Annotated in this window: 22 protein-coding genes, 1 tRNA gene and 1 pseudogene; 16 read left to right on the forward strand and 8 right to left on the reverse strand. The window is 65.2% G+C overall.

The window, feature by feature from the left end; genetic code table 11:
* Positions 1–116 precede the first annotated feature (116 nt).
* A complete protein-coding gene (locus CFE50_RS15435) occupies positions 117–1019 on the reverse strand; it encodes a LysR family transcriptional regulator (protein WP_144948903.1) in 903 nt (300 codons plus the stop codon).
* Between the two features lie 162 nt (positions 1020–1181).
* Here CFE50_RS15435 and CFE50_RS15440 point away from each other — a divergent pair, with 162 nt between their 5' ends.
* Positions 1182–1910 carry an SDR family oxidoreductase gene (locus CFE50_RS15440; protein WP_077172414.1) on the forward strand — a complete coding sequence of 243 codons (729 nt, stop codon included), beginning with the start codon at positions 1182–1184 and terminating at the stop codon, positions 1908–1910.
* On the opposite strand, the gene CFE50_RS15445 is transcribed toward CFE50_RS15440, so the two are convergent.
* Both CFE50_RS15445 and CFE50_RS15450 read right to left on the reverse strand, forming a co-directional pair.
* Complete coding sequence (locus CFE50_RS15445) at positions 1907–2827, reverse strand: LysR family transcriptional regulator (protein WP_027598001.1); 921 nt, start codon at positions 2825–2827, stop codon at positions 1907–1909. The two genes, CFE50_RS15440 and CFE50_RS15445, sit on opposite strands and share 4 nt — an antisense overlap.
* 62 nt (positions 2828–2889) lie before the next feature.
* Positions 2890–3888 carry an acyltransferase family protein gene (locus CFE50_RS15450; protein WP_044340917.1) on the reverse strand — a complete coding sequence of 333 codons (999 nt, stop codon included), beginning with the start codon at positions 3886–3888 and terminating at the stop codon, positions 2890–2892.
* 480 nt (positions 3889–4368) lie between these two features.
* Here CFE50_RS15450 and aptA point away from each other — a divergent pair, with 480 nt between their 5' ends.
* The 3 genes from aptA to CFE50_RS15465 all read left to right on the forward strand — a co-directional run bounded on the left by aptA (position 4369) and on the right by CFE50_RS15465 (position 8096).
* The gene (gene aptA, locus CFE50_RS15455; protein WP_144948908.1) at positions 4369–5715 is read left to right on the forward strand and encodes an omega-aminotransferase AptA; all 1347 of its coding nucleotides are present in this window, start codon (positions 4369–4371) and stop codon (positions 5713–5715) included.
* A 58-nt stretch (positions 5716–5773) separates the two neighbouring features.
* Complete coding sequence (locus CFE50_RS15460) at positions 5774–7267, forward strand: CoA-acylating methylmalonate-semialdehyde dehydrogenase (RefSeq protein ID WP_286734753.1); 1494 nt, start codon at positions 5774–5776, stop codon at positions 7265–7267.
* A 91-nt stretch (positions 7268–7358) separates the two neighbouring features.
* Positions 7359–8096 carry a hypothetical protein gene (locus CFE50_RS15465; RefSeq protein WP_108581171.1) on the forward strand — a complete coding sequence of 246 codons (738 nt, stop codon included), beginning with the start codon at positions 7359–7361 and terminating at the stop codon, positions 8094–8096.
* Positions 8097–8186: 90 nt separating this feature from the next.
* Here CFE50_RS15465 and CFE50_RS15470 read toward each other — a convergent pair whose 3' ends face one another.
* The 3 genes from CFE50_RS15470 to CFE50_RS15480 all read right to left on the reverse strand — a co-directional run bounded on the left by CFE50_RS15470 (position 8187) and on the right by CFE50_RS15480 (position 10235).
* Positions 8187–8729, reverse strand: coding sequence for an invasion associated locus B family protein (locus CFE50_RS15470; protein ID WP_007160408.1), 543 nt, complete (start codon positions 8727–8729; stop codon positions 8187–8189).
* Positions 8730–8804: 75 nt separating this feature from the next.
* On the reverse strand, positions 8805–9143 hold the full coding sequence (locus CFE50_RS15475; protein WP_286734756.1) for a zinc ribbon domain-containing protein YjdM: 339 nt from the start codon (positions 9141–9143) through the stop codon (positions 8805–8807).
* 78 nt (positions 9144–9221) lie between these two features.
* Positions 9222–10235: a sensor histidine kinase gene (locus CFE50_RS15480; protein ID WP_286734759.1), complete on the reverse strand. Its 1014-nt coding sequence runs from the start codon at positions 10233–10235 to the stop codon at positions 9222–9224.
* A gap of 265 nt (positions 10236–10500) precedes the next feature.
* Here CFE50_RS15480 and CFE50_RS15485 point away from each other — a divergent pair, with 265 nt between their 5' ends.
* A complete protein-coding gene (locus tag CFE50_RS15485) occupies positions 10501–10875 on the forward strand; it encodes a response regulator (RefSeq protein ID WP_286734762.1) in 375 nt (124 codons plus the stop codon).
* A gap of 84 nt (positions 10876–10959) precedes the next feature.
* On the opposite strand, the gene CFE50_RS15490 is transcribed toward CFE50_RS15485, so the two are convergent.
* A tRNA-Asn gene (locus CFE50_RS15490) sits at positions 10960–11035 on the reverse strand.
* Between the two features lie 82 nt (positions 11036–11117).
* Positions 11118–12320: an amino acid aminotransferase gene (locus tag CFE50_RS15495; protein ID WP_286734764.1), complete on the reverse strand. Its 1203-nt coding sequence runs from the start codon at positions 12318–12320 to the stop codon at positions 11118–11120.
* 247 nt (positions 12321–12567) lie between these two features.
* Between CFE50_RS15495 and uvrB the strand changes: the two genes are divergently transcribed.
* The 11 genes and pseudogenes from uvrB to CFE50_RS15550 all read left to right on the forward strand — a co-directional run bounded on the left by uvrB (position 12568) and on the right by CFE50_RS15550 (position 24579).
* Entirely contained in the window at positions 12568–14577 is a 2010-nt protein-coding gene (gene uvrB, locus CFE50_RS15500) for an excinuclease ABC subunit UvrB (RefSeq protein ID WP_027597992.1), read from the forward strand.
* 78 nt (positions 14578–14655) lie between these two features.
* Positions 14656–16137 carry a glutamate--tRNA ligase gene (gene gltX / locus CFE50_RS15505; RefSeq protein WP_058791659.1) on the forward strand — a complete coding sequence of 494 codons (1482 nt, stop codon included), beginning with the start codon at positions 14656–14658 and terminating at the stop codon, positions 16135–16137.
* A gap of 60 nt (positions 16138–16197) precedes the next feature.
* Complete coding sequence (locus tag CFE50_RS15510) at positions 16198–16809, forward strand: YitT family protein (RefSeq protein ID WP_007160401.1); 612 nt, start codon at positions 16198–16200, stop codon at positions 16807–16809.
* A 113-nt stretch (positions 16810–16922) separates the two neighbouring features.
* Positions 16923–18035, forward strand: coding sequence for a histidinol-phosphate transaminase (gene hisC, locus CFE50_RS15515; RefSeq protein WP_077172420.1), 1113 nt, complete (start codon positions 16923–16925; stop codon positions 18033–18035).
* A pseudogene (locus CFE50_RS15520) lies at positions 18028–18951 on the forward strand (prephenate dehydrogenase/arogenate dehydrogenase family protein); the annotation flags it as partial. The gene hisC and the pseudogene CFE50_RS15520, both read left to right, overlap by 8 nt.
* 20 nt (positions 18952–18971) lie before the next feature.
* Complete coding sequence (cmk, locus tag CFE50_RS15525) at positions 18972–19658, forward strand: (d)CMP kinase (protein WP_007160398.1); 687 nt, start codon at positions 18972–18974, stop codon at positions 19656–19658.
* Between the two features lie 140 nt (positions 19659–19798).
* Positions 19799–21478: a 30S ribosomal protein S1 gene (rpsA, locus tag CFE50_RS15530; protein ID WP_007160397.1), complete on the forward strand. Its 1680-nt coding sequence runs from the start codon at positions 19799–19801 to the stop codon at positions 21476–21478.
* A gap of 186 nt (positions 21479–21664) precedes the next feature.
* Complete coding sequence (gene ihfB, locus CFE50_RS15535; protein WP_007160396.1) at positions 21665–21952, forward strand: integration host factor subunit beta; 288 nt, start codon at positions 21665–21667, stop codon at positions 21950–21952.
* Between the two features lie 244 nt (positions 21953–22196).
* Positions 22197–22418 carry a hypothetical protein gene (locus CFE50_RS15540; protein WP_007160395.1) on the forward strand — a complete coding sequence of 74 codons (222 nt, stop codon included), beginning with the start codon at positions 22197–22199 and terminating at the stop codon, positions 22416–22418.
* 140 nt (positions 22419–22558) lie between these two features.
* A complete protein-coding gene (locus CFE50_RS15545; RefSeq protein ID WP_108581166.1) occupies positions 22559–23533 on the forward strand; it encodes an NAD-dependent epimerase/dehydratase family protein in 975 nt (324 codons plus the stop codon).
* Entirely contained in the window at positions 23533–24579 is a 1047-nt protein-coding gene (locus tag CFE50_RS15550; RefSeq protein WP_286734919.1) for an MraY family glycosyltransferase, read from the forward strand. Before CFE50_RS15545 ends, CFE50_RS15550 begins: the two co-directional genes overlap by 1 nt.
* Positions 24580–24589: the final 10 nt, after the last annotated feature.

A 24589-nucleotide genomic window follows, 5' to 3' on the forward strand; every position in this document is an offset into this window, starting at 1 on the left:
GGTCTGAATTAGCTTCAGGTGGAAAAGGCTGCGACGTTTTCCACGCTACGCGGTATCAGGCGGGCGCCCCCTCTCCCTCCGGGAGAGGGCCGGGGTGAGGGCAGCCAAACCCCGCGCTACCCCGCCTTCTGCTCCCTGAACCCCCGCACATGCTCCACCAGTGCCCGCAGCTTGGGCGCCAGGTTGTGGCGGTTCGGATAGTAGAGGTAGAAGCCGGGAAAGGGCGGCAAATAGTCGTCCAGCACCCGCTCCAGTTCGCCACGCGCTAGATAGGGCCGGAAGGTGTCCTCCATGCCAAAGGTGATGCCGCCGCCGGCCAGGGCGGTGCGCACCATCAGCAGCATGTCGTTGGTGGTGATCCGCGGCGAAACGGCCACGTCGAAGGCTCTGCCGTCCTCGCTGAATTCCCACCGCCAGGGCGCCACCTCCGGAGCCGGACGCCAGCCGATGCAGCGGTGGTCCGCCAGGTCGCGCGGGTGTTGGGGGCGGCCATGGCGGGCGAAGTAGGTCGGGGTCGCCACGGCCACCTCGCGCTGCGCCCCGGTCACCGGGATGGCGATCATGTCCTGCTCGATCACCTCGCCCAGCCGCACGCCGGCATCGAAACCCCGCGCGACGATATCGAATTCCTCGTCGGTGACAGTGATGTCCAGGGTCACCTCCGGATAGGCCTCGACGAAGCTGGCCAGCAACGGCCCGTCGAGAAAGCGCTCGGCGATGGATGTGACCGCGACCCGCAACAATCCGCGCGGAGGGCCGGCGTGACTGGCGTCTTCCAGGGCACCCAGCAGCCCGGCCAGGGGCCCGGCGACCTGTCGCTGCAGGCGTTCGCCCGCTTCGGTAAGACGCACGCTGCGGGTGGTGCGCTGGACCAGTGAACTGCCCAATTCGTCTTCCAGACGGCGAATGGCCTGGCTGACCGCCGAGCGACTAACGCCCAGGCGATCGGCCGCCACACGAAAATTCTCGGCCGTGGCCACCACGGTGAAGACCTTGAGCAGATTCAGATCGGTAGGCATTGGTAAGTCCAGCTAACCATGGCAGTCAGGGAAGGGGGAGTTATCACGACAATGACCCCTCGCTAAGGTGGTGGCAAGCCTGTAAGGGCGCCGTGCCGACAGGGCAGGCAGCCGACGAGCAGATCGTCCGGGCAAACCATCCCATTTCGAGAGGAACACTCCATGGCTATCGACAAGGTCGTACTCATCACCGGCGCTTCCAGTGGCATAGGTGCGGGCATCGCGCGCGAACTGGGCGCGGCCGGCTGCAAGCTCCTGCTCGGTGCCCGCCGCAGTGAGCGGCTGGAAGCCCTGGCGGCCGAGATCAACGCTGCGGGCGGCGAGGCCGCCTGCCGCCGACTGGACGTCACCGACAGCGCCGACGTGGCCGCCTTCGCCCAGGCGGCGCGCGAACGCTGGGGCCGGGTGGACGTCATCGTCAACAACGCCGGCATCATGCCGCTGTCGCCCCTGGCCTCGCTCAAGACCGCAGAGTGGATGCAGATGGTCGACGTCAACATCAAGGGCGTGCTCAACGGCATCGCCGCGGTGCTGCCGGAATTCACCGCCCGCGGCGCCGGACACATCATCAACCTGGGCTCCATCGGCGCCCTGTCGGTGGTGCCCACGGCGGCGGTCTATTGCGCCACCAAGCATGCGGTGCGGGCGATCTCCGAAGGCCTGCGCCAGGAACGTGAAGATCTGCGGGTCACCTGCATCCATCCGGGCGTGGTGGAAAGCGAGCTGGCCTCCACCATCACCGATCCCGCCGCCCGGGCGATGATGGACAGCTACCGCGCCATCGCCCTGCAACCCGATGCCATCGGCCGCGCGGTGCGCTACGCCATCGAGCAGCCGGACGACGTGGACGTCAACGAGATCGTCGTCCGTCCGACCCGCAGCGCCAACTAGACCGTTTCGGCCAGGGCTTCGAGAAAGCGCTCCAGCACCAGATTCGGTCGCCGACCCTTGCGGGTGACGGCGGCCAGGGTGGTGTCGAAATGGAAGCGTTCGGGATTGAGGGCGCGCAGTTGTCCTTGCACCACCCAGGGCTGGGCCACGTGGTCGGGCAGGTAGCCGATGTAGCAGCCGGTGAGGATAAGGAAGGCCACGCCTTCGCGATCCGAGGCCCGCGCCGTGCAATTCAGCGCGGCATGGCGCTCGTGGCCGTCCTGGTTGAGCAGATGATTGGGGCCGACCGCGTCCTGGGCGGCCAGGACGCTCTCGTCCAGCGCCGCATCGGCCACCGCGAACAGTGGATGGGCCCGGCTGCAATAGAGCAGGGCGCGCTCTTCGTAGAGCGGCAGATAGTCCAGCCCGGCCAGGGCGTTGATCAGCGGCAGCACGCCTAGGTGCAGATGGCCGTCGAGCACGCCGGTCTCGATCTCGCCGGGCAGGGTCATGCCGATGTTGACCACCACCCCCGGCGCGGCGCGCTTGAGCGCGGCCAGGGCATGGGTGATGCGCATGCGCGGCTGGGTCACCAGGTTGTTGATGATGCCCAGGTTCAGCTCGCCGCGCAGGTGCTGGTGCAGCTGGTTGACCTCGCTGCGAAAGCCTTCCAGGGCGGCGAACAGCGACTGGCTCGCCTTGAGCACCTCGCGGCCTTCGTCGGTCAGGGAGAAACCGGCGCGCCCGCGCTGGCAGAGGCGCATGCCCAGGCGTTTTTCCAGATCGTTCATGTGCAGGCTGATGGCCGAGCGGGTAATGCCCAGCCGGCCTTCGGCGGCGGTGAAGCTGCCGCATTCCACCACGGTCTTGAACAGTCGCAGCAGGCGGATCTCGAAATCGCCGACCTGGGCGAGCAGGGCCTTGCGCGTCGTCTTCATGGCTGCCACCGCAAATGCGGGACAGCATAAGGCGCCGTCGGGAGCGGCGCCAGCGACCGGCTTCAGGCGCCGATCAGCACCCGGCTGCGCTGCTGGGTGACCTGCTTGACCACCCAGACCGCGGCGATGCAGCAGAGCAGGGTGATCAGCGTCAGGCACAGGCGGGTCCCCAGGTACTGGGCGAAATTCTGCTCACCCAGCAGGCGCCCCAACACCCGGTAGGCGCCAGCCAGGTAGCCGTGCAGGAAGTAGATGGCGAAGCTGTAGGCGCCGAGCAGGGCCATGCCCTTGGCCAGGCGGCTGTCGGCACGTTCCGGCGTCTTGACCCGCTGGCTGAAGACGGCGAACAGCAGCAGGCACAGCGCCAGTTTCTGCAGGCCGTAGAAGGCGCTGTCGAGCACCGCTGCGCCACTCAGCAGTACCAGGGCCGCCAGCAGCCAGTAGCGCGCCTGGGGTCGTTGCAGGCGCTCGCGCTGTTCGCAGGCCAGCATGCCGCAGAGGTAGATCGGCAGGAAATGCAGCGCCGCCAGCAGCGGATCGGCATCGTTGGCCGGACGGTCGGACACCAGGAAATACAGCAGGCCGATCATGGTCGCGGCCGGCAGCAGGCCGCGCTTGACGATCCACTCCAGGACCGGCGCGAGCAGGAAGATCAGCGTCAGCGCGGGAATGAACCACAACGGACCGAGGTGGGCGCCGGTGGCCAGCAGCAGGGCGGTCTGGGCGAAGGGTGGCCAGTCATGGAAGGCGTTCATGTCGATCCATTCGTGTTCCTGCTTGAGTCCGGAGACATAGAGCAGCACGGCGGGGATCGAGATCAGCAGGTAGGGCAGGATGACGTTCTGCAGCTTCTTGCTCAGGTAGACCTGGTAGCTGTATTTGCCGAGGTTGTAGCGAAAGAAGAAGCCGGACAGGGTGACGAAGATGCAGGTGGTTTCCAGCGACAGCAGATTCAGGGCGATCTGCTGGTGTTCGGTGGTCTGGTAGCTGCCCACGGTCATGTGGTGGAAAACGATGAGAACGGCCGCCAGGCCGCGGATCCAGTTGAGCTGAATCAGCATGGGAGAGGTTTCCTTGGGGAATAGGTAAACCACGCGCTCTGCCTCGGGAGAGGGGCACGGGTTAGCGAAAGCGGAAGATTGAATGCGCGGTAGAGACGGCGGACAGGCTACCGCGCCCGGCAGGACTACGCGCCGGGAAAAGAGGTGAGGCAAGGGGGCCTCTGCGCCACGGGACTACGGTGGCAGGCGGCCAGCTTAAATTGTTTCAGGCAAGTCACTGATTACTAATCAATTTTCTTGGTTTCAAGATGTTTCGGCGGTGCAGAGTTGGCACGGATGATCGCCTCTGGAAAGGGGGTTTCATCCATTCCAGTATCCGATCAATGAGAGACGTTTTCCCCTGCAAGAAAGTCTCGATTGGTTGAGCACTCTCGCCAATAGGGTGAGTTTCAAGATATCCAAGCGTGAGAAAAAAACCCTTTAACTCACGCAAAACCGGGCGCACTCTGCAGACTCGACTTCACCGCCCGAGACCCCGTCATGAACCAGCCGCTGACCGTTTCCCCTCCTGTCGCCGCCCAGCTCAATCTGCGCGCCCACTGGATGCCCTTCACCGCCAATCGCGCCTTCCAGAAGGATCCGCGCATCGTGGTGGCCGCCGAGGGCAGCTGGCTGACGGACGATCAGGGCCGACGCATCTATGACAGTCTCTCCGGCCTCTGGACCTGCGGCGCCGGTCACTCGCGCAAGGAGATCCAGGAGGCCGTGGCACGGCAGCTGGGCACCCTCGACTATTCGCCGGGCTTCCAGTACGGCCATCCGCTGTCCTTCCAACTGGCCGAGAAGATGGCCGAACTGACTCCGGCCGGTCTCGATCATGTCTTCTTCACCGGTTCGGGCTCCGAGAGCGCTGATACCTCGGTCAAGCTGGCCCGCGCCTACTGGCGCATCAAGGGCCAGCCGGCCAAGACCAAGCTGATCGGCCGGGCCCGCGGTTATCACGGCGTCAACATCGCCGGCACCAGCCTGGGTGGCATCGGCGGCAACCGGAAGCTGTACGGCTCCTTCATGGACGTCGACCACCTGCCGCACACCCTGCAACCGGGCCTGGCGTTTACCAGGGGCATGGCCGAGACCGGCGGCGTGGAGCTGGCCAACGAACTGCTCAAGCTGATCGAGCTGCACGACGCCTCCAACATCGCCGCCGTCATCGTCGAGCCCATGTCCGGTTCGGCCGGGGTGATCGTGCCGCCGGTGGGCTATCTGCAGCGCCTGCGCGAGATCTGCACCCAGCACGACATCCTGCTGATCTTCGACGAGGTCATCACCGCCTTTGGCCGCATGGGCCGCCACACCGGCGCCGAGTTCTTCGGCGTGACGCCGGACCTCATGAACGTGGCCAAGCAGGTCACCAACGGCGCCGTGCCCCTGGGCGCGGTGATCGCCAGCAGTGCCATCTACGACACCTTCATGAACCAGGCCACGCCCGAACACATGGTGGAATTCCCCCATGGCTACACCTACTCGGCCCATCCGGTGGCCTGCGCCGCCGGCCTGGCCGCGCTGGAGCTCTTGGAGCGGGAGAACCTGGTGCAACAGGCCGCCGAGCTGGCGCCCAAGTTCGAAGCCTCCCTACATGGCCTCAAGGGCGCCAAGCACGTGGTGGACATCCGCAACTGCGGCCTGGCTGGCGCCCTGCAACTCGCCCCGCGCGATGGCGATGCGGTGATCCGCCCGTTCGAGGCCGGCATCGCCCTGTGGAAGGCCGGTTTCTATGTCCGCTTCGGCGGCGACACCCTGCAATTTGGGCCCACCTTCAACGCCAAAATCGAAGACCTGGATCGCGTCTTCGCCGCCGTCGGCGACGTCCTCAATCGCCTCGACTGATCCCCTTTCCGGCGCTCCCGCCGCGGAGCGCCCGCCTCTTGTACAAGGAGTCCCCTTCATGAGCCTCAAGCATCTCATCGGCGGCCAACTGGTCGACGGCGGCAGCCGCCGCGCACCGGTCTACAACCCCTCCACCGGCGCGGTGATCCGCGAAGTGCCCCTGGCCGATGCCGCCACCCTGCAACAGGCCATCGATGCCGCCCAGGCCGCCTTTCCGGCCTGGCGCAACACCCCGCCGGCCAAGCGTGCCCAGGTGCTGTTCCGCTTCAAGCAACTGCTGGAAAGCAACGAAGAGCGCCTGGTGCAGCTGATCAGCGAAGAGCACGGCAAGACCCTGGAAGACGCCGCCGGCGAATTGCGCCGTGGCATCGAGAACGTCGAATACGCCACCGCCGCACCCGAATTGCTCAAGGGCGAATACAACCGCAATGCCGGTCCGAGCATCGACACCTGGTCCGACTTCCAGCCCCTGGGCGTGGTGGCCGGCATCACCCCCTTCAACTTCCCGGCCATGGTGCCGCTGTGGATGTATCCGCTGGCCATCGCCTGCGGCAACACCTTCATCCTGAAGCCCAGCGAGCGCGATCCCAGCTCCACCCTGGCCATTGCCCAGCTGTTCGAGGAAGCCGGTCTGCCCAAGGGCGTGCTCAACGTGATGCATGGCGACAAGGAAGCCGTGGACGGCCTGATCGACGCCCCCGAGGTCAAGGCGCTGAGCTTTGTCGGCTCCACCCCCATCGCCGAATACATCTATGCCCGCGGCACCGCCAAGGGCAAGCGCGTCCAGGCGCTGGGCGGCGCCAAGAACCATGCGGTGGTCATGCCGGACGCCGACCTCGGCAACACCGTCAATGCGCTGATGGGCGCCGCCTACGGCTCCTGCGGCGAACGCTGCATGGCCATCTCGGTGGCGGTCTGTGTCGGTGACCAGGTCGCCGATGCCCTGATCGCCCGGCTGGTGCCGGAGATCGAAAAGCTCAAGGTCGGCCCGGGCACCCAGTGCGGCCTGGACATGGGGCCGCTGGTCACCGGCGCGCACCTGGACAAGGTCACCGGCTATGTCGTCGACGGCGTCGCCGCGGGCGCCAAGCTGGTAGTGGACGGCCGCAGCCTCAAGGTCGCCGACCATGAAGACGGCTTCTTCCTCGGCGGCTGCCTGTTCGATCAGGTCACCCCGGAGATGCGCATCTACAAGGAAGAGATCTTTGGCCCGGTGCTCTGCGTGGTGCGGGTCAAGAGCCTTGCAGAGGGTATCGCCCTGATCAACGCCCACGAATACGGCAACGGCACCTGCATCTTCACCCGCGACGGCGAAGCGGCACGGCTGTTCGCCGATCAGATCGAAGTGGGCATGGTCGGCATCAACGTACCCCTGCCGGTACCGGTGGCCTATCACAGCTTCGGCGGCTGGAAACGCTCGCTGTTCGGCGACCTCCACGCCTACGGCCCCGACGGCGTGCGCTTCTACACCCGGCGCAAGACCATCACCCAGCGCTGGCCGCAGCGCGAGGCCCAGGAGGCTTCGCAATTCGCCTTTCCCAGCAACGGCTGACCGCTAGAAAAGCCCATTCCTTGGCCTGCCGCACAGCAGGCCGGCCAGGGAAGGCTTTACCCTTCGGCTGCCCCCAGCCGCCGAAGTCCCCATGTCTGCCACCCCCTTCACAGCCGTCGCCCGTCTCGGGTGTGTGATTGGCCTGCTGCTCGCGAGCCTGGCCGGTTGCACCAGTCAGTCCGCCCAGGACATCGCCCGGCAATTCGGCAAGACCCGCCCCAGCGAATTCCTGCAGACCAGCTCCGACCGCATGGCCACCCTCGCCATGCAGGCCAATCTGCAGAGCCTCTATCTGCTGATGAACAAGCTCTATCTGCGCAATCCGGCCGAATGGAAAAAGACCGGGCTGCCCGATGCGGCCAGTGCCGAGCGCGAAATCCGTATGGCCATCGAACAGCGGCGCAGCCTGCCGGCGCTGGACGGACGCAAGGACGTGGCGGCCCTGAGCTACGTGCTGGGTGATGACTACCGCGGGGATCGCGTCGGCGCCTTCATCTATGCCATCGGCAGCATGATCATCGCCGCCCACGGCAATCGCACCGAGTTCTATATCACCGACGTGGTGGATGCGCGCTTCGTCAACAACGCCGCGCGCAACATCGAGAAGGCCACCTGGCTGCTCGGCCAGCGCAAGAACGCCGCGGGCGAACCCCTGCTGTTCGCCAACGAGATCTCGGAGGAGGGCAGCAACCTCAGCTTCGCCACCGAATTCGGCAAGATCGTCGCCCGCCTGGACCTGCTCGCCCAGTTGCTGGACGAGCGCTATCGGCGCATCGGCGTCAACTACGCCCAGAGTCTGCTGTTCATCAATTTCCTGCCGGTGCAGTAGCGCCTTCGACCAGGCGTCCCCTAGAGTCGAGAGTGGAGCGCGCCGCCGCCAGCGGCACGGCGCAGCATCCGGCAGCGCCCTGAGCGGGCCTTACAGCGGCTTGGTCAGTTCCTTGGCGCGGTCGTAGGCCTTGGAGAAGCCCTTGAGCGACAGGCTTTCGCTGGCGGTCTCGCCATTGGCGACCGGGGTGGTCACGGTCAGGCGACCGCCGCGCTGCAGCTGCTTGAAGACGTCACCGACGAATTCCACCGGCACCACGCAGCCCTGGGGGATGCAGGTGTGGAAGGGCCGATTCTCCAGGCTGCGCTTGTCGATCTGCAGCGAGATCGGCTTGGTCACCGCCACGCCGAAGGGCAGCACGAGGATGCCGTCCACGCCTTCACGATTGGGACGCAGCTCGGTGACCAGCATGCGCTGACCCTTGGCGCTGTCCTTCTGCTGGGTGATGGCGCACAGCTGCACGGAACGGTCCGCGTTGCGGGCGATGCGGCAGATCACCTGCCAGTCGCCATACTTCTCCGTGACCGACGGCTGGGGTTCCTGGGCGTTGTTGGGCGCGGACTGGGCGAAGGCCTGGCCGGCGAGCAGCAGGGGCGCGAGGAACAGGGCCGGGCGGAGGAAGCGCTGAGACATGGAGAGTCCTTGGCAGGAAAAAAAGAGCCTCAAGGGTAGGGCATCGCTCCGCCAGGGAACACCCCGGCACGACGATCAGACCTTTTTGACGAACTCGGATTTGAGCTTCATCGCACCTATGCCATCGATCTTGCAGTCGATGTCGTGGTCGCCGTCGACCAGGCGGATGTTCTTGACCTTGGTGCCGACCTTGACCACCAGCGACGAGCCCTTGACCTTGAGGTCCTTGATCACGCTGACGGTATCGCCGTCCTGCAGGGTATTGCCGACCGCATCGCGGATCACCTTGGCCTCGTCCGCGGCGCCGGCGTCGCCGGGCGTCCATTCATGGGCGCATTCCGGGCAGATCAGCTGGTCGCCGTCGGCGTAGGTGTATTCGGAAACGCAGCGGGGGCAGGGCGGCAAAGCGGTCATGGTGTGAGCACCTGGCTGGAAAAGCCGCGCATTGTATAGGGTTTTAGGCGCGTCCGGGTGGACTCGATCCCCCTGGGCCTAGGCGGCCAGCTGTACCTCGACCACGGTGCCGTTGTCGTTGCGGTAGCGGGCCTCGCCGCCGAGCTGTTCGGCCAGGCTGTTGATGATCTTGAAGCCCAGGCGCTGGCTGGTGCGCGGATTGAACTGCTGCGGCATGCCGCGGCCGTTGTCGGCGATACGCAACAGCAGCTGCTGATCGTCGCCGCGCTGCAGGCTGATGCTGATGAGGCCGCGCTGGCTGGCGTCGAAGGCGTGCTTGAGGGAGTTGGTCACCACCTCGGCCACCAGCATCGACAGGGTGGTCAGGCGGGGCAGGTCGAAATTGAGCGGTTCGGCGGTGATGGCGCAGGAGACGTTGGCCTGTCCCGCGGCGGCCAGCAGATCGCTGGTCAGCAGCTGCAGGTGGTGGGCCACCGGCTGATCGGCATCGGCCGGATCGTGCAGGCGCCGGTGGATACGCGAAATGCTCTCCAGTCGCGAGCGGGCCTCCTCCAGGGCCTGGGACGCCTGGCTGTCGCCGGGCAACTTGAGTTGCTGCAGCATGAGCAGCGAGGCGATGAACTGGATGTTGTTGGCGACCCTGTGCTGCAACTCCTGGAACATCGTGGTCTGGACGTCGTAGAGGTCGCGGATCACCTGCTGCTCGGCGCGCAGCCGGGCGCTGGCCGTGTGCATGTAATGGATCAGCACGATGTCGACGCTGACGATGACCACATAGAAGGCCAGCGCCAGGGCGCCCTGGGGACCGACGACGAAGGTCCAGCCCGGCGGGATGAAGAAGTACCAGGCGGCCAGGCCGGACAGCACGGCGCACAGGGTACCGGCGCCGCTGCCGCAGAAGAAGGCGGTCAGGATGACTGCGGGAAAGAAGGTCAGGTAGGGAAAGCCCTGCAGCAGGACGTCCACCAGGGCGAAGCGTGCCGCCAGGGCCAGGCCGAACGCCAGCAGCGCGAGGCTGTAGGCCAATGCCGGGCGAGTGCGGATCCTGCTGCTGAGATCGCTGATCCAGTGACGACGAGACGACGGATCCAAAGCTCTGACCTGCGGAGTAGACGGCGGCGGCGCCAGCTTAACGCAAAGCCGTCTCGCTTGGGGGGTACGACAGGCCCAAAGGTGGCTCTGCCCAGCCCGACGGCGGCCTCCTGTACAAGACTTGCACCGGCATGGCTGGAATTGCCGAGACGAGGCTCCCCAAGGCGCATTTTCTTGTACAGGCTGTCCCTTGGTCGTACAGGGCAGGACGGCAACGAAACGCTATGGTCGAACGATTGCGTCTCAACCATCACAGGATCCGCTCATGAATCGCCAGCGCGTATTGGTCGCCGAAGATGAGCCTGTCCTGCTCGATCTGCTGCAGGAATTGTTCGAGGGCTGGGGTTATCAGGTGCATGCCTTCGGCAGCGCCGACGCCGCCTGTGCCTTTCTGCAAGACGAGCAGCCGCAGCTGGATCTGCTCTTCACCGATGTGCGCATGCCGGGAGTCCTGAGCGGCGTCGACCTGGCGCTGCAGGCGCGAGGGCGGCAGGCCAATCTGCCCATCGTCATCACCTCGGGCTATTGCGACGACAATCCCGCCCGCGCGGCGCGGGCGACCTTTTTGCCCAAGCCCTGGGACCTGGAGGCGTTGCACCGCAGTTGCCCCACGCCTGGAGCCCAGGTGCACCTCGTCTAGGCAGCCGTCAGCGCTGTGGCGTCGAGTGAATCGCGCCCATGAAAAAAGCCCGTAGCGGTTACCCGCTACGGGCTTTTCAGATTTTGGCTCCGCGACCTGGACTCGAACCAGGGACCCAATGATTAACAGTCATTTGCTCTACCGACTGAGCTATCGCGGAACAACGGAGCGTATCTTACTGATAGATAACGGGAAGTCAAGCCTCGGCGACACCGGAAAACGGCGCCGCCAAAGCGGCTGCCTTAGCCCTGGAGCACCGCGGCGATGGCCTGGATGGTCGGGGGCAGATTGCGCTCGTTCAGCGCTGCCACGCAGATGCGTCCGGTGCTGACCGCATAGATGCCGAATTCGCTCTTCAGCCGCTCGACCTGCTCGGCGGTGAGGCCGGAGTAGGAGAACATGCCGCGCTGGGCGTTCACGAAGGCAAAGTCGCGAGTAGCGCCAGCGGCGGCCAGGCCTTCCACCAGGGCGTTGCGCATGCTGCGTATGCGCTGGCGCATCTCGCCCAGCTCGGCTTCCCAGAGGGCGCGCAGCTCGGGATTGCTCAGCACCGTGGCGACGATGGTGGCGCCATGGGTCGGCGGGTTGGAATAGTTGGTGCGGATCACGCGCTTGACCTGGGACAGCACCCGGGCGCTTTCCTCGCGGCTCTCGCTGACCAGGGTCAGGGCGCCTACCCGCTCGCCGTACAGCGAGAAGGACTTGGAGAAGGAGCTGGAGACCAGGAAGGTCAGGCCGGAGTCGGCGAACAGGCGCACGGCCTGGGCGTCTTCCTCGATGCCGTCGCCAAAGCCCTGATAGGCGATGTCGAGGAAGGGCACCAGGTTGCGCGCCTTGACCACGTCCAGCACCGCCTGCCAGTCGGCCGGCTGCAGATCGACGCCGGTGGGGTTGTGGCAGCAGGCGTGCAGCACCACCACCGAGCGCTCCGGCAAGGCCTGGAGATCGGCCAGGAAGCCTTCGCGATTCAGGCCGTTGCTGGCCGCGTCGTAGTAACGATAGTTCTGCACGGGGAAGCCGGCGCTTTCGAACAGCGCACGGTGGTTTTCCCAGCTCGGGTCGCTGATGGCGACCATGGCATCCGGCAGCAGCCGCTTGAGGAAGTCGGCGCCGATCTTCAACGCGCCGGTGCCACCGACGGCCTGGACCGTGATGGCGCGGCCGTCGCGGACCAGGCTCGACTCGGCACCGAACAGCAGGTGCTGCACGGCCTGGTCATAGGCGGCGATGCCCTCGATGGGCAGGTAGCCACGCGGCGCCTGGGCGGCTACGCGCTGCTTCTCGGCCTCGGCCACGGCGCGCAGCAGCGGGATGCGGCCCTGCTCGTCGTAGTAGACCCCCACGCCCAGATTGACCTTGTGCGGACGGGCATCGGCGTTATAGGCCTCGTTCAGGCCAAGGATGGGGTCACGGGGTGCCATTTCGACGGCGGAGAACAAACTCATGGGGCAGCGGCTCGAATGAGGGGTGAAGGGAAGGGCGAAACGCTCGGGAAGCGGAAGTATAGCCCCCTGCAGTCGCCATCGCGACCCGACCTCCGTCGGAGTTTTCCTGACGTGCGGCGACGCGGGCAGATTGCAAAAGGGCGCTGGCGACCTCATCTGGGTGGTTCCAGTCCTTTCCTCGTCCGCATCGCTCCGGCCCCCGGTCGGCGCGCTGTCGTCCGTGCATTTTCGCGCTATTGAGGCAGCCATGTCCGCATTCCAGCTCTCCACCCGCTACACCCCGGCCGGCGACCAGCCCGAAGCCATTCGCCAGATGGTGGAAGGCCTGGAGGCGGGTCTGTCGCACCAGACCCTGCTCGGCGTGACCGGCTCCGGCAAGACCTTCAGCATCGCCAACGTCATCGCCCAGGTGCAGCGCCCGACCATGGTGCTGGCGCCTAACAAGACCCTGGCCGCCCAGCTCTATGGCGAATTCAAGGCCTTCTTCCCGAACAACTCGGTGGAGTACTTCGTCTCCTACTACGACTACTACCAGCCGGAAGCCTACGTGCCCTCGTCGGACACCTTCATCGAGAAGGATTCGTCCATCAACGACCACATCGAGCAGATGCGCCTGTCCGCCACCAAGGCGCTGCTGGAGCGCAAGGACGCCATCATCGTCGCCTCGGTGTCCTCCATCTATGGCCTGGGCAGTCCCGAGGCCTACCTGAAGATGGTGCTGCACCTGGACCGCGGTGATCGCATCGACCAGCGCACCATCCTGCGCCGGCTGGCCGAGCTGCAATACAGCCGCAACGACATGGAATTCGCCCGCGCCACCTTCCGGGTGCGCGGCGACGTCATCGACATCTTCCCAGCGGAATCCGACCTGGAAGCCGTGCGCGTCGAGTTGTTCGACGACGAGGTGGAGAGCCTGTCGGCCTTCGATCCCCTGACCGGCGAGGTGATCCGCAAGCTGCCGCGTTTCACCTTCTATCCCAAGACCCACTACGCCACGCCGCGCGAGACCCTGCTGGGCGCCATCGAGAACATCAAGCTGGAACTGGCCGATCGCCTGGAATGGCTGCGCGGCCAGAATCGTCTGCTCGAGGCCCAGCGCCTGGAGCAGCGCACCCGCTTCGACCTGGAGATGATCCTCGAACTGGGCTACTGCAACGGCATCGAGAACTACAGCCGCTACCTGTCCGGGCGCGGTCCGGGCGAGCCGCCACCCACCCTCTACGACTACCTGCCGAGCAACGCCCTGCTGGTGATCGACGAATCCCACGTCACCGTTCCGCAGATCGGCGCCATGTTCAAGGGCGACCGCTCGCGCAAGGAAACCCTGGTGGAATACGGCTTCCGCCTACCCTCGGCGCTGGACAACCGGCCACTGAAGTTCGAGGAATGGGAAGCCGGTGCGCCCCAGACCATCTTTGTTTCGGCGACCCCGGGGCCCTATGAGGAAGAACACGCCGGGCGCGTGGTCGAGCAGGTGGTACGACCCACCGGCCTGGTCGATCCGGTGATCGAGATCCGCCCGGCCACCACCCAGGTGGACGACCTGCTCTCCGAGATCCGCCTGCGGGTGGCCCAGGAGGAGCGGGTACTCTGCACCACCCTGACCAAGCGCATGGCCGAGGACCTCACCGACTACCTGGCCGACCACGACGTGCGGGTGCGCTATCTGCACTCGGACATCGATACCGTGGAGCGGGTGGAGATCATCCGCGACCTGCGCCTGGGCACCTTCGACGTCCTGGTGGGCATCAACCTCCTGCGCGAAGGTCTGGACATGCCCGAGGTCTCCCTGGTGGCGGTGCTCGACGCCGACAAGGAGGGCTTCCTGCGTTCCGAGCGCTCGCTGATCCAGACCATCGGCCGGGCGGCGCGCAACCTCAACGGCAAGGCCATCCTCTACGCCGACAGCATCACCGGCTCCATGCAGCGTGCCATCGACGAGACCGAGCGCCGCCGTAACAAGCAGCTGGCCTTCAACGAAGAACACGGCATCGTGCCCCAGGGCATCAAGAAGGACATCCGCGACATCATGGAAGGCGCCGCGGCTCCGGGTGCCAAGGGCAAGCGGCGGGTGGCCAAGGCGGCCGAGGACAAGGGCGAATACGCCGCCGAACTGCGTTCGCCCAGCGAGATCGGCAAGCGTATCCGCCAGCTCGAAGAGAAGATGCTGCAACTGGCGCGCGACCTGCAGTTCGAGTCCGCCGCCCAGCTGCGCGACGAGATCCAGGCCCTGCGCGAGCGCCTGGTCCAGGTCTGAACCCGCTTTAACTGGCAGCGCCAGGGCTGGCGCTGCTACCATTCCGCCTTTGTCCCTTCGCGTTTCTCGAGAAAGCCGATGACCACCGTTCGCACGCGCATCGCGCCGTCGCCCACTGGCGACCCGCATGTCGGTACCGCCTATATCGCCCTGTTCAACCTCTGCTTCGCCCGTCAGCACGGCGGTCAGTTCATCCTGCGCATTGAGGATACCGACCAGGTCCGCTCGACCCGCGAATCCGAACAGCAGATCTACGACGCCCTGCGCTGGCTGGGCATCGAGTGGGACGAGGGCCCGGACGTCGGTGGCCCCCATGGTCCCTATCGGCAGAGCGAACGCGGCGAGATCTACTGGAAATACGCCCGGGAGCTGGTGGAGAAGGGCCATGCCTTCTACTGCTTCGCCACGCCCGAAGAGCTCGACCAGATGCGTGCCGAACAGCAGGCGCGCGGCGAGACCCCGCGCTATGACGGTCGCGGTCTGCGCCTGACCCAAGAGGAGGTGCAGCAGCGCCTGGACGCCGGTCAGCCCTATGTGATCCGCATGAAGGTGCCGGAGGAGGGTGTCTGCGTCGTCCCCGACCTGCTGCGCGGCGATGTCGAGATCCCTTGGGATCGCATGGACATGCAGGTGCTGATGAAGGCCGACGGCCTGCCCACCTACTTCCTCGCCAACGTGGTCGACGACCACCTGATGGGCATCACCCACGTCCTGCGTGGCGAAGAGTGGCTGCCCTCGGCGCCCAAGCTGATCAAGCTCTACGAATACTTCGGCTGGGAGCAGCCGCAGCTGTGCTACATGCCGTTGCTGCGCAACCCGGACAAGAGCAAGCTCTCCAAGCGCAAGAATCCCACCTCGGTGACCTTCTATCAGCGCATGGGCTACCTGCCCGAAGCCATGCTCAACTACCTCGGCCGCATGGGCTGGTCCATGCCGGACGAGCGCGAGAAATTCACCCTGGACGAGATGGTCGAGCACTTCGACCTCCAGCGCGTCTCCCTGGGCGGCCCCATCTTCGACGTCGAGAAGCTCTCCTGGCTCAACGGCCAGTGGCTGCGCGAGCTGAGCCCCGAGCGCTTCGCCGCCGAGGTGCAGCAGTGGGCGCTCAATCCCGAGTACCTGCTCAAGATCGCCCCGCTGGTGCAACAGCGGGTCGAGACCTTCAGCCAGATCGCCCCGCTGGCCGGCTTCTTCTTCAGCGGCGCCCTGAATCTGGATCCGGCGCTGTTCCAGCACAAGAAGCTGTCCGCCGACCAGGTCCGCCTGGTCATGCAGCTGCTGCTGTGGAAGCTCGAAGCCCTGCGCCAGTGGGACAAGGAGCGCATCACCGCGGTGATTCAGGCGGTCGCCGAGCACCAGCAGCTCAAGCTGCGGGACGTCATGCCGCTGCTGTTCGCCGCCATCACTGGCCAGGCCAGTTCGGTCTCGGTGCTCGACGCCATGGAGATCCTCGGGCCGGACCTCACCCGCTTCCGCCTGCGCCAGGCGGTCGAGTTGCTGGGCGCGCCCTCCAAGAAGGAAACCAAGGAGTGGGAGAAGCTGCTGGCCGAACTCGGCTGACAGTCGCCCGACCGACCCCGACGTCGGGGTCGGCTTCCTCCTCGCGCCAGGATGGCCCCGATGACTTCCGTGACTCCCCAGCGGCACAATCTGCTCGAAGACGTGCTGGCCTTGCTCAGCGCGACCCTGATGATCGCCCTGGCGGTCAATCTCTATCGCCACGCGGGCCTGCTCACCGGCGGTACCGCGGGCCTGGCCTTTCTCGCCCAGTACGGCACGCGCCTCTCCTTCGGGCAGGCGTTCTTTCTCATCAACCTGCCGTTCTACTGGCTGGCCGTGCGGCGCATGGGCTGGGCCTTTACCCTGCGGACCCTGGCGGCTGTGACCCTGGTGTCGCTGCTCACCGAGCTGACCCCGCACTTCGTCGCCTTCAGTGCCCTGCAACCCCTCTATGCCGCCGTGATGGGCGGCGTACTGATGGGCGTGGGGCTGCTGATCCTCTTCCGCCACCAGGCCAGCCTCGGCGGCATCAACATCGCCGTGCTCTATCTGCAACAGCGCTATGGCTGGCGGGCGGGCAAGGTGCAGATGGGCATCGATTGCCTGATCGTCCTGCTGGCGCTGTGGGTCGTCGAGCCAGGTGCCATCCTCGTCTCCATCCTGGGCGCCGTGATCCTCAATCTGACCCTGGCGATCAACCATCGGCCGGGGCGTTACAGCGCCATCAGCTAGGGGCTTTCCGTCGCGCAGGCGCAACTTCGATTGGTCCGCGACCCGCCTTGGCTTTAAGATGGCGCCCATTTTCGGCGGCCCAGCCGTCGTCATCGCAAGTTGAAGAGGTCTCCATGAGCTGCGATTTCCTGGCACTAGCCCTTCCCGGCGTACAGAAACTCTCGCCCTACGTGCCCGGCAAGCCCGTCGATGAACTGGCCCGCGAACTGGGCCTGGCGCCCGCCAGCATCGTCAAGCTCGCCAGCAACGAGAATCCCCTCGGCCCCAGTGCCAAGGCGCTCGAGGCCATCCGCGCCGAACTGGCCGAGCTGACCCGCTATCCCGATGGCGGCGGCTTCGACCTCAAGCAGGCCCTGAGCCAGAGGTTCGGTGTGGCCGCCAACGGCATCACCCTGGGCAACGGCTCCAACGACATCCTCGAACTGGTCGCCCGTGCTTACCTGGCGCCCGGCTACAACGCCGTGTTCAGCGAGCATGCCTTCGCCGTCTATCCACTGGTGACCCTGGCGATCGGTGCCGAAGGCCGTAGCGTCCCGGCCAAGGACTACGGGCATGACCTCGAGGCCATGCTCGCTGCCATCGATGCCGACACCCGGGTGGTCTTTGTCGCCAATCCCAACAACCCCACGGGTACCTGGTTCGACAGCGAGGCCCTGGCACGCTTCCTCGCCCGCGTCCCCGAGCATGTCCTGGTGGTGCTGGACGAGGCCTACATCGAATACGCCGAAGGCGACGAGTTGCCGGACGGCCTGGCGTTCCTGGCCCAGTACCCCAACCTCATCGTCTCGCGGACCTTTTCCAAGGCCTATGGCCTGGCCGCCCTGCGCGTCGGCTATGCCTTCTCCTCGCCGACCGTGGCCGATGTCCTCAACCGGGTGCGCCAGCCGTTCAATGTCAACAGCCTGGCCCAGGCCGCGGCCTGTGCGGCCCTGGCCGACAGCGACTACCTGGCCCGCAGCCGGGCGCTCAACGATGCCGGCATGGCCCAGCTGGAAGCCGGTTTCCGCGATCTCGACCTCAAGTGGATTCCCTCCCGTGGCAATTTCATCGCCGTGGACCTGGGGCGCGACGCTGCGCCGATCAATCAGGGGCTGCTGCAGGAGGGCGTCATCGTGCGGCCCGTCGCCGGCTATGGCATGCCCACCTTCCTGCGCGTCTCCATCGGCACCGAAGCGGAAAATGCCCGTTTCCTGGCGGCGCTGAGCAAGGTCCTGGGTCGTGGCTGAAGTGGCCACCCCCCTGATCGAACGTCTCGTCGTTGTCGGCCTGGGCCTGATCGGCGGCTCCTTCGCCAAGGGCGCCCGCGCCAGCGGCCTCTGCCGTGAGGTGGTCGGGATCGATCGCGATCCGGAGACCCGCCGGTTGGCGGTCGAGCTGGGCGTCGTCGACCGCTGCGTCGCCGAGCTGGCCGAGGCCTGCCCGGGTGCCGACGTCATCCAGCTCGCCGTGCCCATCCTGGCTATGGAGCGGGTGCTGGCCGAGCTTGCGGCCCTGCCGCTGCAGGGCGCCATCCTCACCGACGTCGGCAGCGCCAAGGGCAACGTGGTGCGCGCCGCGCGTCAGGCCTTCGCCGGCCAGTCGCTGCGCTTCGTGCCGGGTCATCCCATCGCCGGCTCCGAACGCAGCGGCGTGACGGCGGCCAACGCGGCGCTGTTCAATCGTCACAAGGTCATCCTCACACCGCTGGAAGAGACCCTGCCGGCCGATCTGGACAAGGTCGATCGGCTCTGGCGCGCCATAGGGGCCGATGTCGAGCACATGACCGTCGAGCACCACGACCAGGTCCTCGCCGCGACCAGCCATTTGCCGCATCTGCTGGCCTTCAATCTGGTGGACTCCCTGGCCAAGCGCAGCGAGAACCGCGAGATCTTCCACTATGCCGCCGGCGGCTTCCGCGACTTCACCCGCATCGCCGGCAGCGATCCGACCATGTGGCACGACATCTTCATCGCCAATCGCGAAGCCGTGCTGCAGGCCCTGGACACCTATCGCGCCGATCTCGACGAACTGCGTGGCGCCATCCAGGCCGGCGATGGTCAGTTCCTCATGGAGGTGCTGACCCATGCGCGCGGCGCACGCGAATATTTCGGGCGCATCCTCGCCAGTCGTACCCAGGCCGGCGCCCAGGTCGCCGCCCATCATTCTCTTACGGAGGGGCACTCATGAGCAGTACCGCACCCGTCATCACCCTCGATGGTCCCGGCGGTTCGGGGAAGGGCACCCTTGCGGCGCTGGTCGCCCGTCAGTTGGGCTGGAATCTGCTGGATTCCGGCGCGCTCTATCGCCTGCTGGCCTTCGCTGCGCGCAACCATGGCGTGGACTACACCAACGAGGAGTCGCTCAAGCTGCTGGCGGCCCATCTGGACGTCCAGTTCCTTGCCGGGCATGAGCACGGCCAGCGCATCATTCTCGAAGGCGAGGACGTCACCGACGTCATCCGGACCGAGGAAGTCGGCGCCGGTGCCTCCCAGGTCGCCACCCTGCCGGCCGTGCGCGATGCCCTGCTGCAGCGCCAGCAGGCCTTCCGTGAGGCGCCCGGTCTGGTCGCCGACGGTCGCGACATGGGCACCGTGGTGTTCCCGGACGCCGAGCTGAAGATCTTTCTGACCGCCGGTGCCGAGGAACGGGCACAGAGGCGTTATCTTCAGTTGAAGCAGAAGGGCGAAAATGTTAGCTTGCCTGCCCTCCTGGAAGAGATCCGTGAGCGGGACGCCCGCGATAGTCAGCGTAGCGTTGCTCCGCTCAAGCCGGCCGACGATGCCGTCGAGCTGGATTCCACGCATCTCTCCATACAACAGGTATTGGAACGCATCCTGACCCTGGCCGCCGAGCGCGACCTGGCGGGATGAAGGCCGAGACTCATCCGAGTCGTCGGTGAAAGCTGCCGGGAACCAGTCGCATCCCGGCAGCCGGATGGTAACCACTCACCCCGCATGGGCTGGTCATGCGGTAGCCGGATACATCGGGTATCCATACAACAGGTATGAACATGAGCGAAAGCTTCGCAGAACTCTTTGAAGAAAGTCTGAAATCCCTCGACATGCAGCCGGGCGCCATCATCGTCGGCACCGTGGTGTCGATCGATGGCGACTGGGTTGTGGTCGATACCGGCCTGAAATCCGAAGGCCTGGTTCCGCTCGAGCAGTTCTACAACGAACAAGGCGAGCTGACCATCAACGTGGGTGACGAAGTCCACGTAGCCCTGGATGCCGTCGAAGACGGTTTCGGCGAAACCAAAGTGTCTCGCGAAAAGGCCAAGCGCGCCGAGTCCTGGCTGGTCCTGGAAGCCGCGTTCAGCGCCGACGAAGTGGTCAAGGGTGTCATCAACGGCAAGGTCAAGGGCGGTTTCACCGTCGACGTCAGCGGCATCCGCGCGTTCCTGCCGGGCTCCCTGGTCGATGTCCGTCCGGTGCGTGACACCACCCACCTGGAAGGCAAGGAACTCGAGTTCAAGGTCATCAAGCTGGACCAGAAGCGCAACAACGTTGTCGTTTCCCGTCGTAGCGTCCTGGAAGCCGAGAACAGCGCCGAGCGTGAAGCTCTGCTGGAATCCCTGCAGGAAGGCCAGCAAGTCAAGGGTATCGTCAAGAACCTCACCGACTACGGTGCGTTCGTCGACCTGGGCGGCGTAGACGGCCTGCTGCACATCACCGACATGGCTTGGAAGCGCATCAAGCATCCGTCGGAAATCGTCAACGTCGGCGACGAGATCGACGTCAAGGTGCTGAAGTTCGACCGCGAGCGCAACCGCGTCTCCCTGGGTCTGAAGCAGCTGGGCGAAGATCCGTGGGTCGCCATCAAGGCCCGTTACCCGGAAGGCACCCGCGTTCAGGCGCGCGTCACCAACCTCACCGACTACGGCTGCTTCGCCGAGCTGGAAGAGGGCGTGGAAGGCCTGGTGCACGTGTCCGAAATGGACTGGACCAACAAGAACATCCACCCGTCCAAGGTCGTTCAGGTCGGCGACGAAGTGGAAGTCATGGTCCTGGATATCGACGAAGAGCGTCGTCGTATCTCCCTGGGCATCAAGCAGTGCCGCGCTAACCCGTGGGAAGAGTTCTCGGGTCAGTTCAACAAGGGCGACCGCATCTCCGGCACCATCAAGTCGATCACCGATTTCGGTATCTTCATTGGTCTGGAAGGCGGTATCGACGGCCTGGTACACCTGTCCGACATCTCCTGGAACGAAACCGGCGAAGAAGCCGTGCGTCGCTTCAAGAAGGGTGACGAGCTGGACACCGTGATCCTGTCGGTCGACCCGGAGCGCGAGCGCATCTCCCTGGGCATCAAGCAGCTGGAAGACGATCCGTTCTCCAACTACGCCTCCCTGAACGAGAAAGGCACAATCGTGCGCGGTACCGTCAAGGAAGTCGATGCCAAGGGCGCTGTCATCACCCTGGCCAACGAGATCGAAGGCGTCCTGAAGGCGTCCGAAATCAGCCGTGACCGCGTCGAAGACGCCCGTAACGTGCTGAAGGAAGGCGACGAAGTCGAAGCCAAGATCATCAGCATCGATCGCAAGAGCCGCGTGATCAGCCTCTCCGTCAAGTCCAAGGACGTCGACGACGAGAAGGAAGCCATGAGCTCCCTGCGTAGCAAGCAAGAGCCTGCTGCTGGCCCCACCACCATCGGCGACCTGATCAAGGCGCAGATGGAAAGCCAGAACTAAGTTCGAGCTTGAATAAAAGGCGACCCTTCGGGGTCGCTTTTTTTTGTCCGGAAGAAAGCGGGCAGGGTGGTCACGGCCCGTAAAAAGTTGTGGAGGTGAAGCCGCCGGCTTGACTTTTCAAAAATAGGCCAGCGTGCTAAAAGTCCTTGAAGGTGATCTAGCCGCTTGATAACGAAGGAAAAATCCATGACCAAGTCGGAGTTGATCGAGCGCATCGTTTCCTATCAGGGGCAGCTGTCGTCCAGGGATGTCGAGCTGGCGATCAAGACCATGCTGGAGCAGATGGCCCAGGCGCTTTCCACCGGGGACCGTATCGAGATTCGGGGCTTTGGCAGCTTCTCGCTGCACTATCGGGCTCCCCGTACCGGACGCAATCCCAAGACCGGCGAGTCGGTGCTGCTGGACGGCAAGTTCGTCCCGCACTTCAAGCCTGGCAAGGAGTTGAGAGACAGGGTCAATGAGCTGGAGCCATAAAGCCGTCGCCCCTTTTTCCTTTGTCCGCTGCTTTCTGGCAAACCACTGATTTCTCTGTATTTTTAGTTTCTGTTGCGGTCGTCAAAAAAGCGTTATCGAGCAAGCCACTAGCGGATTTTTGACGTTTACAAAAAAAGTCAAGTCTTTTTGATTTTTTTGTAGACGAGTTCCGATTTTTGTATGAGACTTCCTTCACATAAGGTCTTGGGTGACCTCGTAGTCCACGCCGAGTGAGGAAGTTGTCATGCGCCACTATCTTTTCATCTGGATCGGTATCGCCGCCTGCTTCACCAGCATGCAACTCGGTCACCCTTTCCTGGCTGTAGCCGCTCTGGCCGGTAGCTGGATGGTTGCCCTGTTCCTGCAGCCCGCTCAGCGCGTCGAGAGCTTCTCGCGCCACTACGTCGCCCAGCCGGCCGCGCGCTTCCAGGCCGTTGAAGTCCAGACTTCCGCCAAGACCTTCTAAGGTTCTCACGTTTTTTCGGCCCGCCGCGCTCAGGTTCGGCGGGCTTTTTTATGCCTGCGTTTTGCGTCGCTAGGCCCCTGCGGGGCAATGTCTTACCATAAGCGCCCTTTCCTGGCTGACTGGCACGGCGCAACGCATTGATGGAACGCAAGATTCTGGTGACAGGGGCGGGGGGCTTCGTCGGCGCGGCCCTGGTTCGGCAGCTGCAGACCCGGGGTTATCCGGTGGTCGCCGCGCAACGCCGGCCGACAGCCGCCGCGGTTGATGGTGGGGTCATTCCGGTGCTCCGCGATCTCTCCGCCGCTACCGACTGGTCCGCGCCTCTGGCAGGGGTGGACACCGTCATCCACCTCGCGGCCCACGTCCACCAGCTGGGCGAGCAGCCAGGGGCCGCCAGCGAGGCGCGCTACGACGAGGTGAATCGGGCCGCGACCCTCAAGCTGGCCCGGGACGCCCAGGCTGCCGGCGTCCGTCGCCTCATCTTTGTCAGCAGCATCAAGGTCAATGGCGACTGGACCCTCCCCGGCAAGCCTTTTCGCGCCGACGACCAGCCTGCGCCCACCGATGCCTACGCACGTTCCAAGGCGGCGGCCGAGCGGCAACTGCTGGCGCTGATGGCCGAGACCGGACTGGAGGTGGTCATCGTGCGCCCCCCACTGATCTACGGACCCGGGGTAAAGGCCAATGTGGCGCGCCTGCTGGACACCCTGGCGCGGGGCGTGCCGCTGCCCCTGGGGGGCGTTCGGCACAACAGGCGTAGCCTGCTGGCGCTGGAGAACCTGCTCGATCTGTTGATCCTGTGCATCACCGCGCCTGAGGCCGCTGGCGCCATCCTGCTGGTCAGCGACGATGAAGATATTTCCACCGCCGAGCTGCTCGAATTGCTCGGTGAAGGCTTGGGTCGCAAGCCCAGGCTGATCGCCGTTCCGCCCGCCTGGCTCGAACGGGGTGCCCGACTGCTGGGCCGAGGCGAGGTGGCGCAACGCCTCTGTGGTTCACTGCAGGTCGACATCCGACCCACCAAGACCCTGCTGGGCTGGCAGCCCCCCGTGTCGGCGCGAGCCGGCTTGCGTGCGCTGGGGGCGCAGTGGGCCGCTGCGGAGGGGCGCAGATGATGCTACTGCTCTTGCTCCTGACCGGTGGCTGCAGCTGGCTGGGCACGGCGGCGCTCCGTCGCTACGCCCTGTCCGGCGGCCTGCTCGACGAGCCCAACGCCCGCAGTTCGCACCAGGTGGCGACGCCCCGCGGCGGTGGTCTGGCGATCGTCGTAACGTTCGTGCTCGGTTGTGTCGTGCTGCGCCTGCTGGGACAGCTTGATCCGGTTTCCTGCGGCGTCCTGATAGGGGCGGGGCTGCTGGTGGCCGTGCTCGGGTTCATCGACGATCATCGGCACGTGGGCGCCGGCTGGCGTCTGCTCGGCCATTTCCTGGCCGCGATCGCTGCGCTGGTGTGGCTGGGCGGCTATGGCGCCTTGCCGGCGCAGCTCTCCGCGGTGCTGGGATTGCCCGACTGGCTGGTGATGACCCTGGGCGTCCTCTATCTGGTCTGGCTGCTGAATCTCTACAACTTCATGGATGGCATCGACGGCATCGCCGGCGGCGAAGCGCTCGTCGTCTGTCTGGGCATGGCGCTGATCTATGCCATGACCGGCCATGGGACCTTGCTGGGTGCGCCTCTGCTGCTGGCCGCGGCCGTAGGGGGGTTCCTGTGCTGGAACTTCCCGCCGGCGCGCATCTTCATGGGCGATGTGGGCAGTGGCTTTCTCGGCCTGATCCTCGGCATGCTGTCCTTGCAGGCGGCGCTGATCGAGCTGTCGCTGTTCTGGGCCTGGCTGATCCTGCTCGGCGTCTTCGTGGTCGATGCGACCTGGACCCTGTTGCGGCGTCTGAGTCGGGGCAAGAAACCCTACGAGGCCCATCGCACCCACGCCTACCAGTGGGCCTCGCGGCGGCATGGCGCCCATCGGCCGGTGACCCTGGCGGTGCAGGCCATCAACCTGTTCTGGTTGCTGCCTATCGCTTTGCTGGTGGGGCTGGGGCTTTTAAGTGCCATACTGGGGCTCTTGCTTGCCTATGGGCCCTTGCTTTGCCTGGCCCTCCGATACCATGCTGGGACCGATGAGGTAGCCATGGCTGCGCAGTCCACGGGATTCAGGGATTAGGGACACTGAC

The organism is Pseudomonas sp. PGPPP4 (assembly GCF_002256045.1).
Taxonomy (GTDB): domain Bacteria; phylum Pseudomonadota; class Gammaproteobacteria; order Pseudomonadales; family Pseudomonadaceae; genus Chryseomonas; species Chryseomonas oryzihabitans.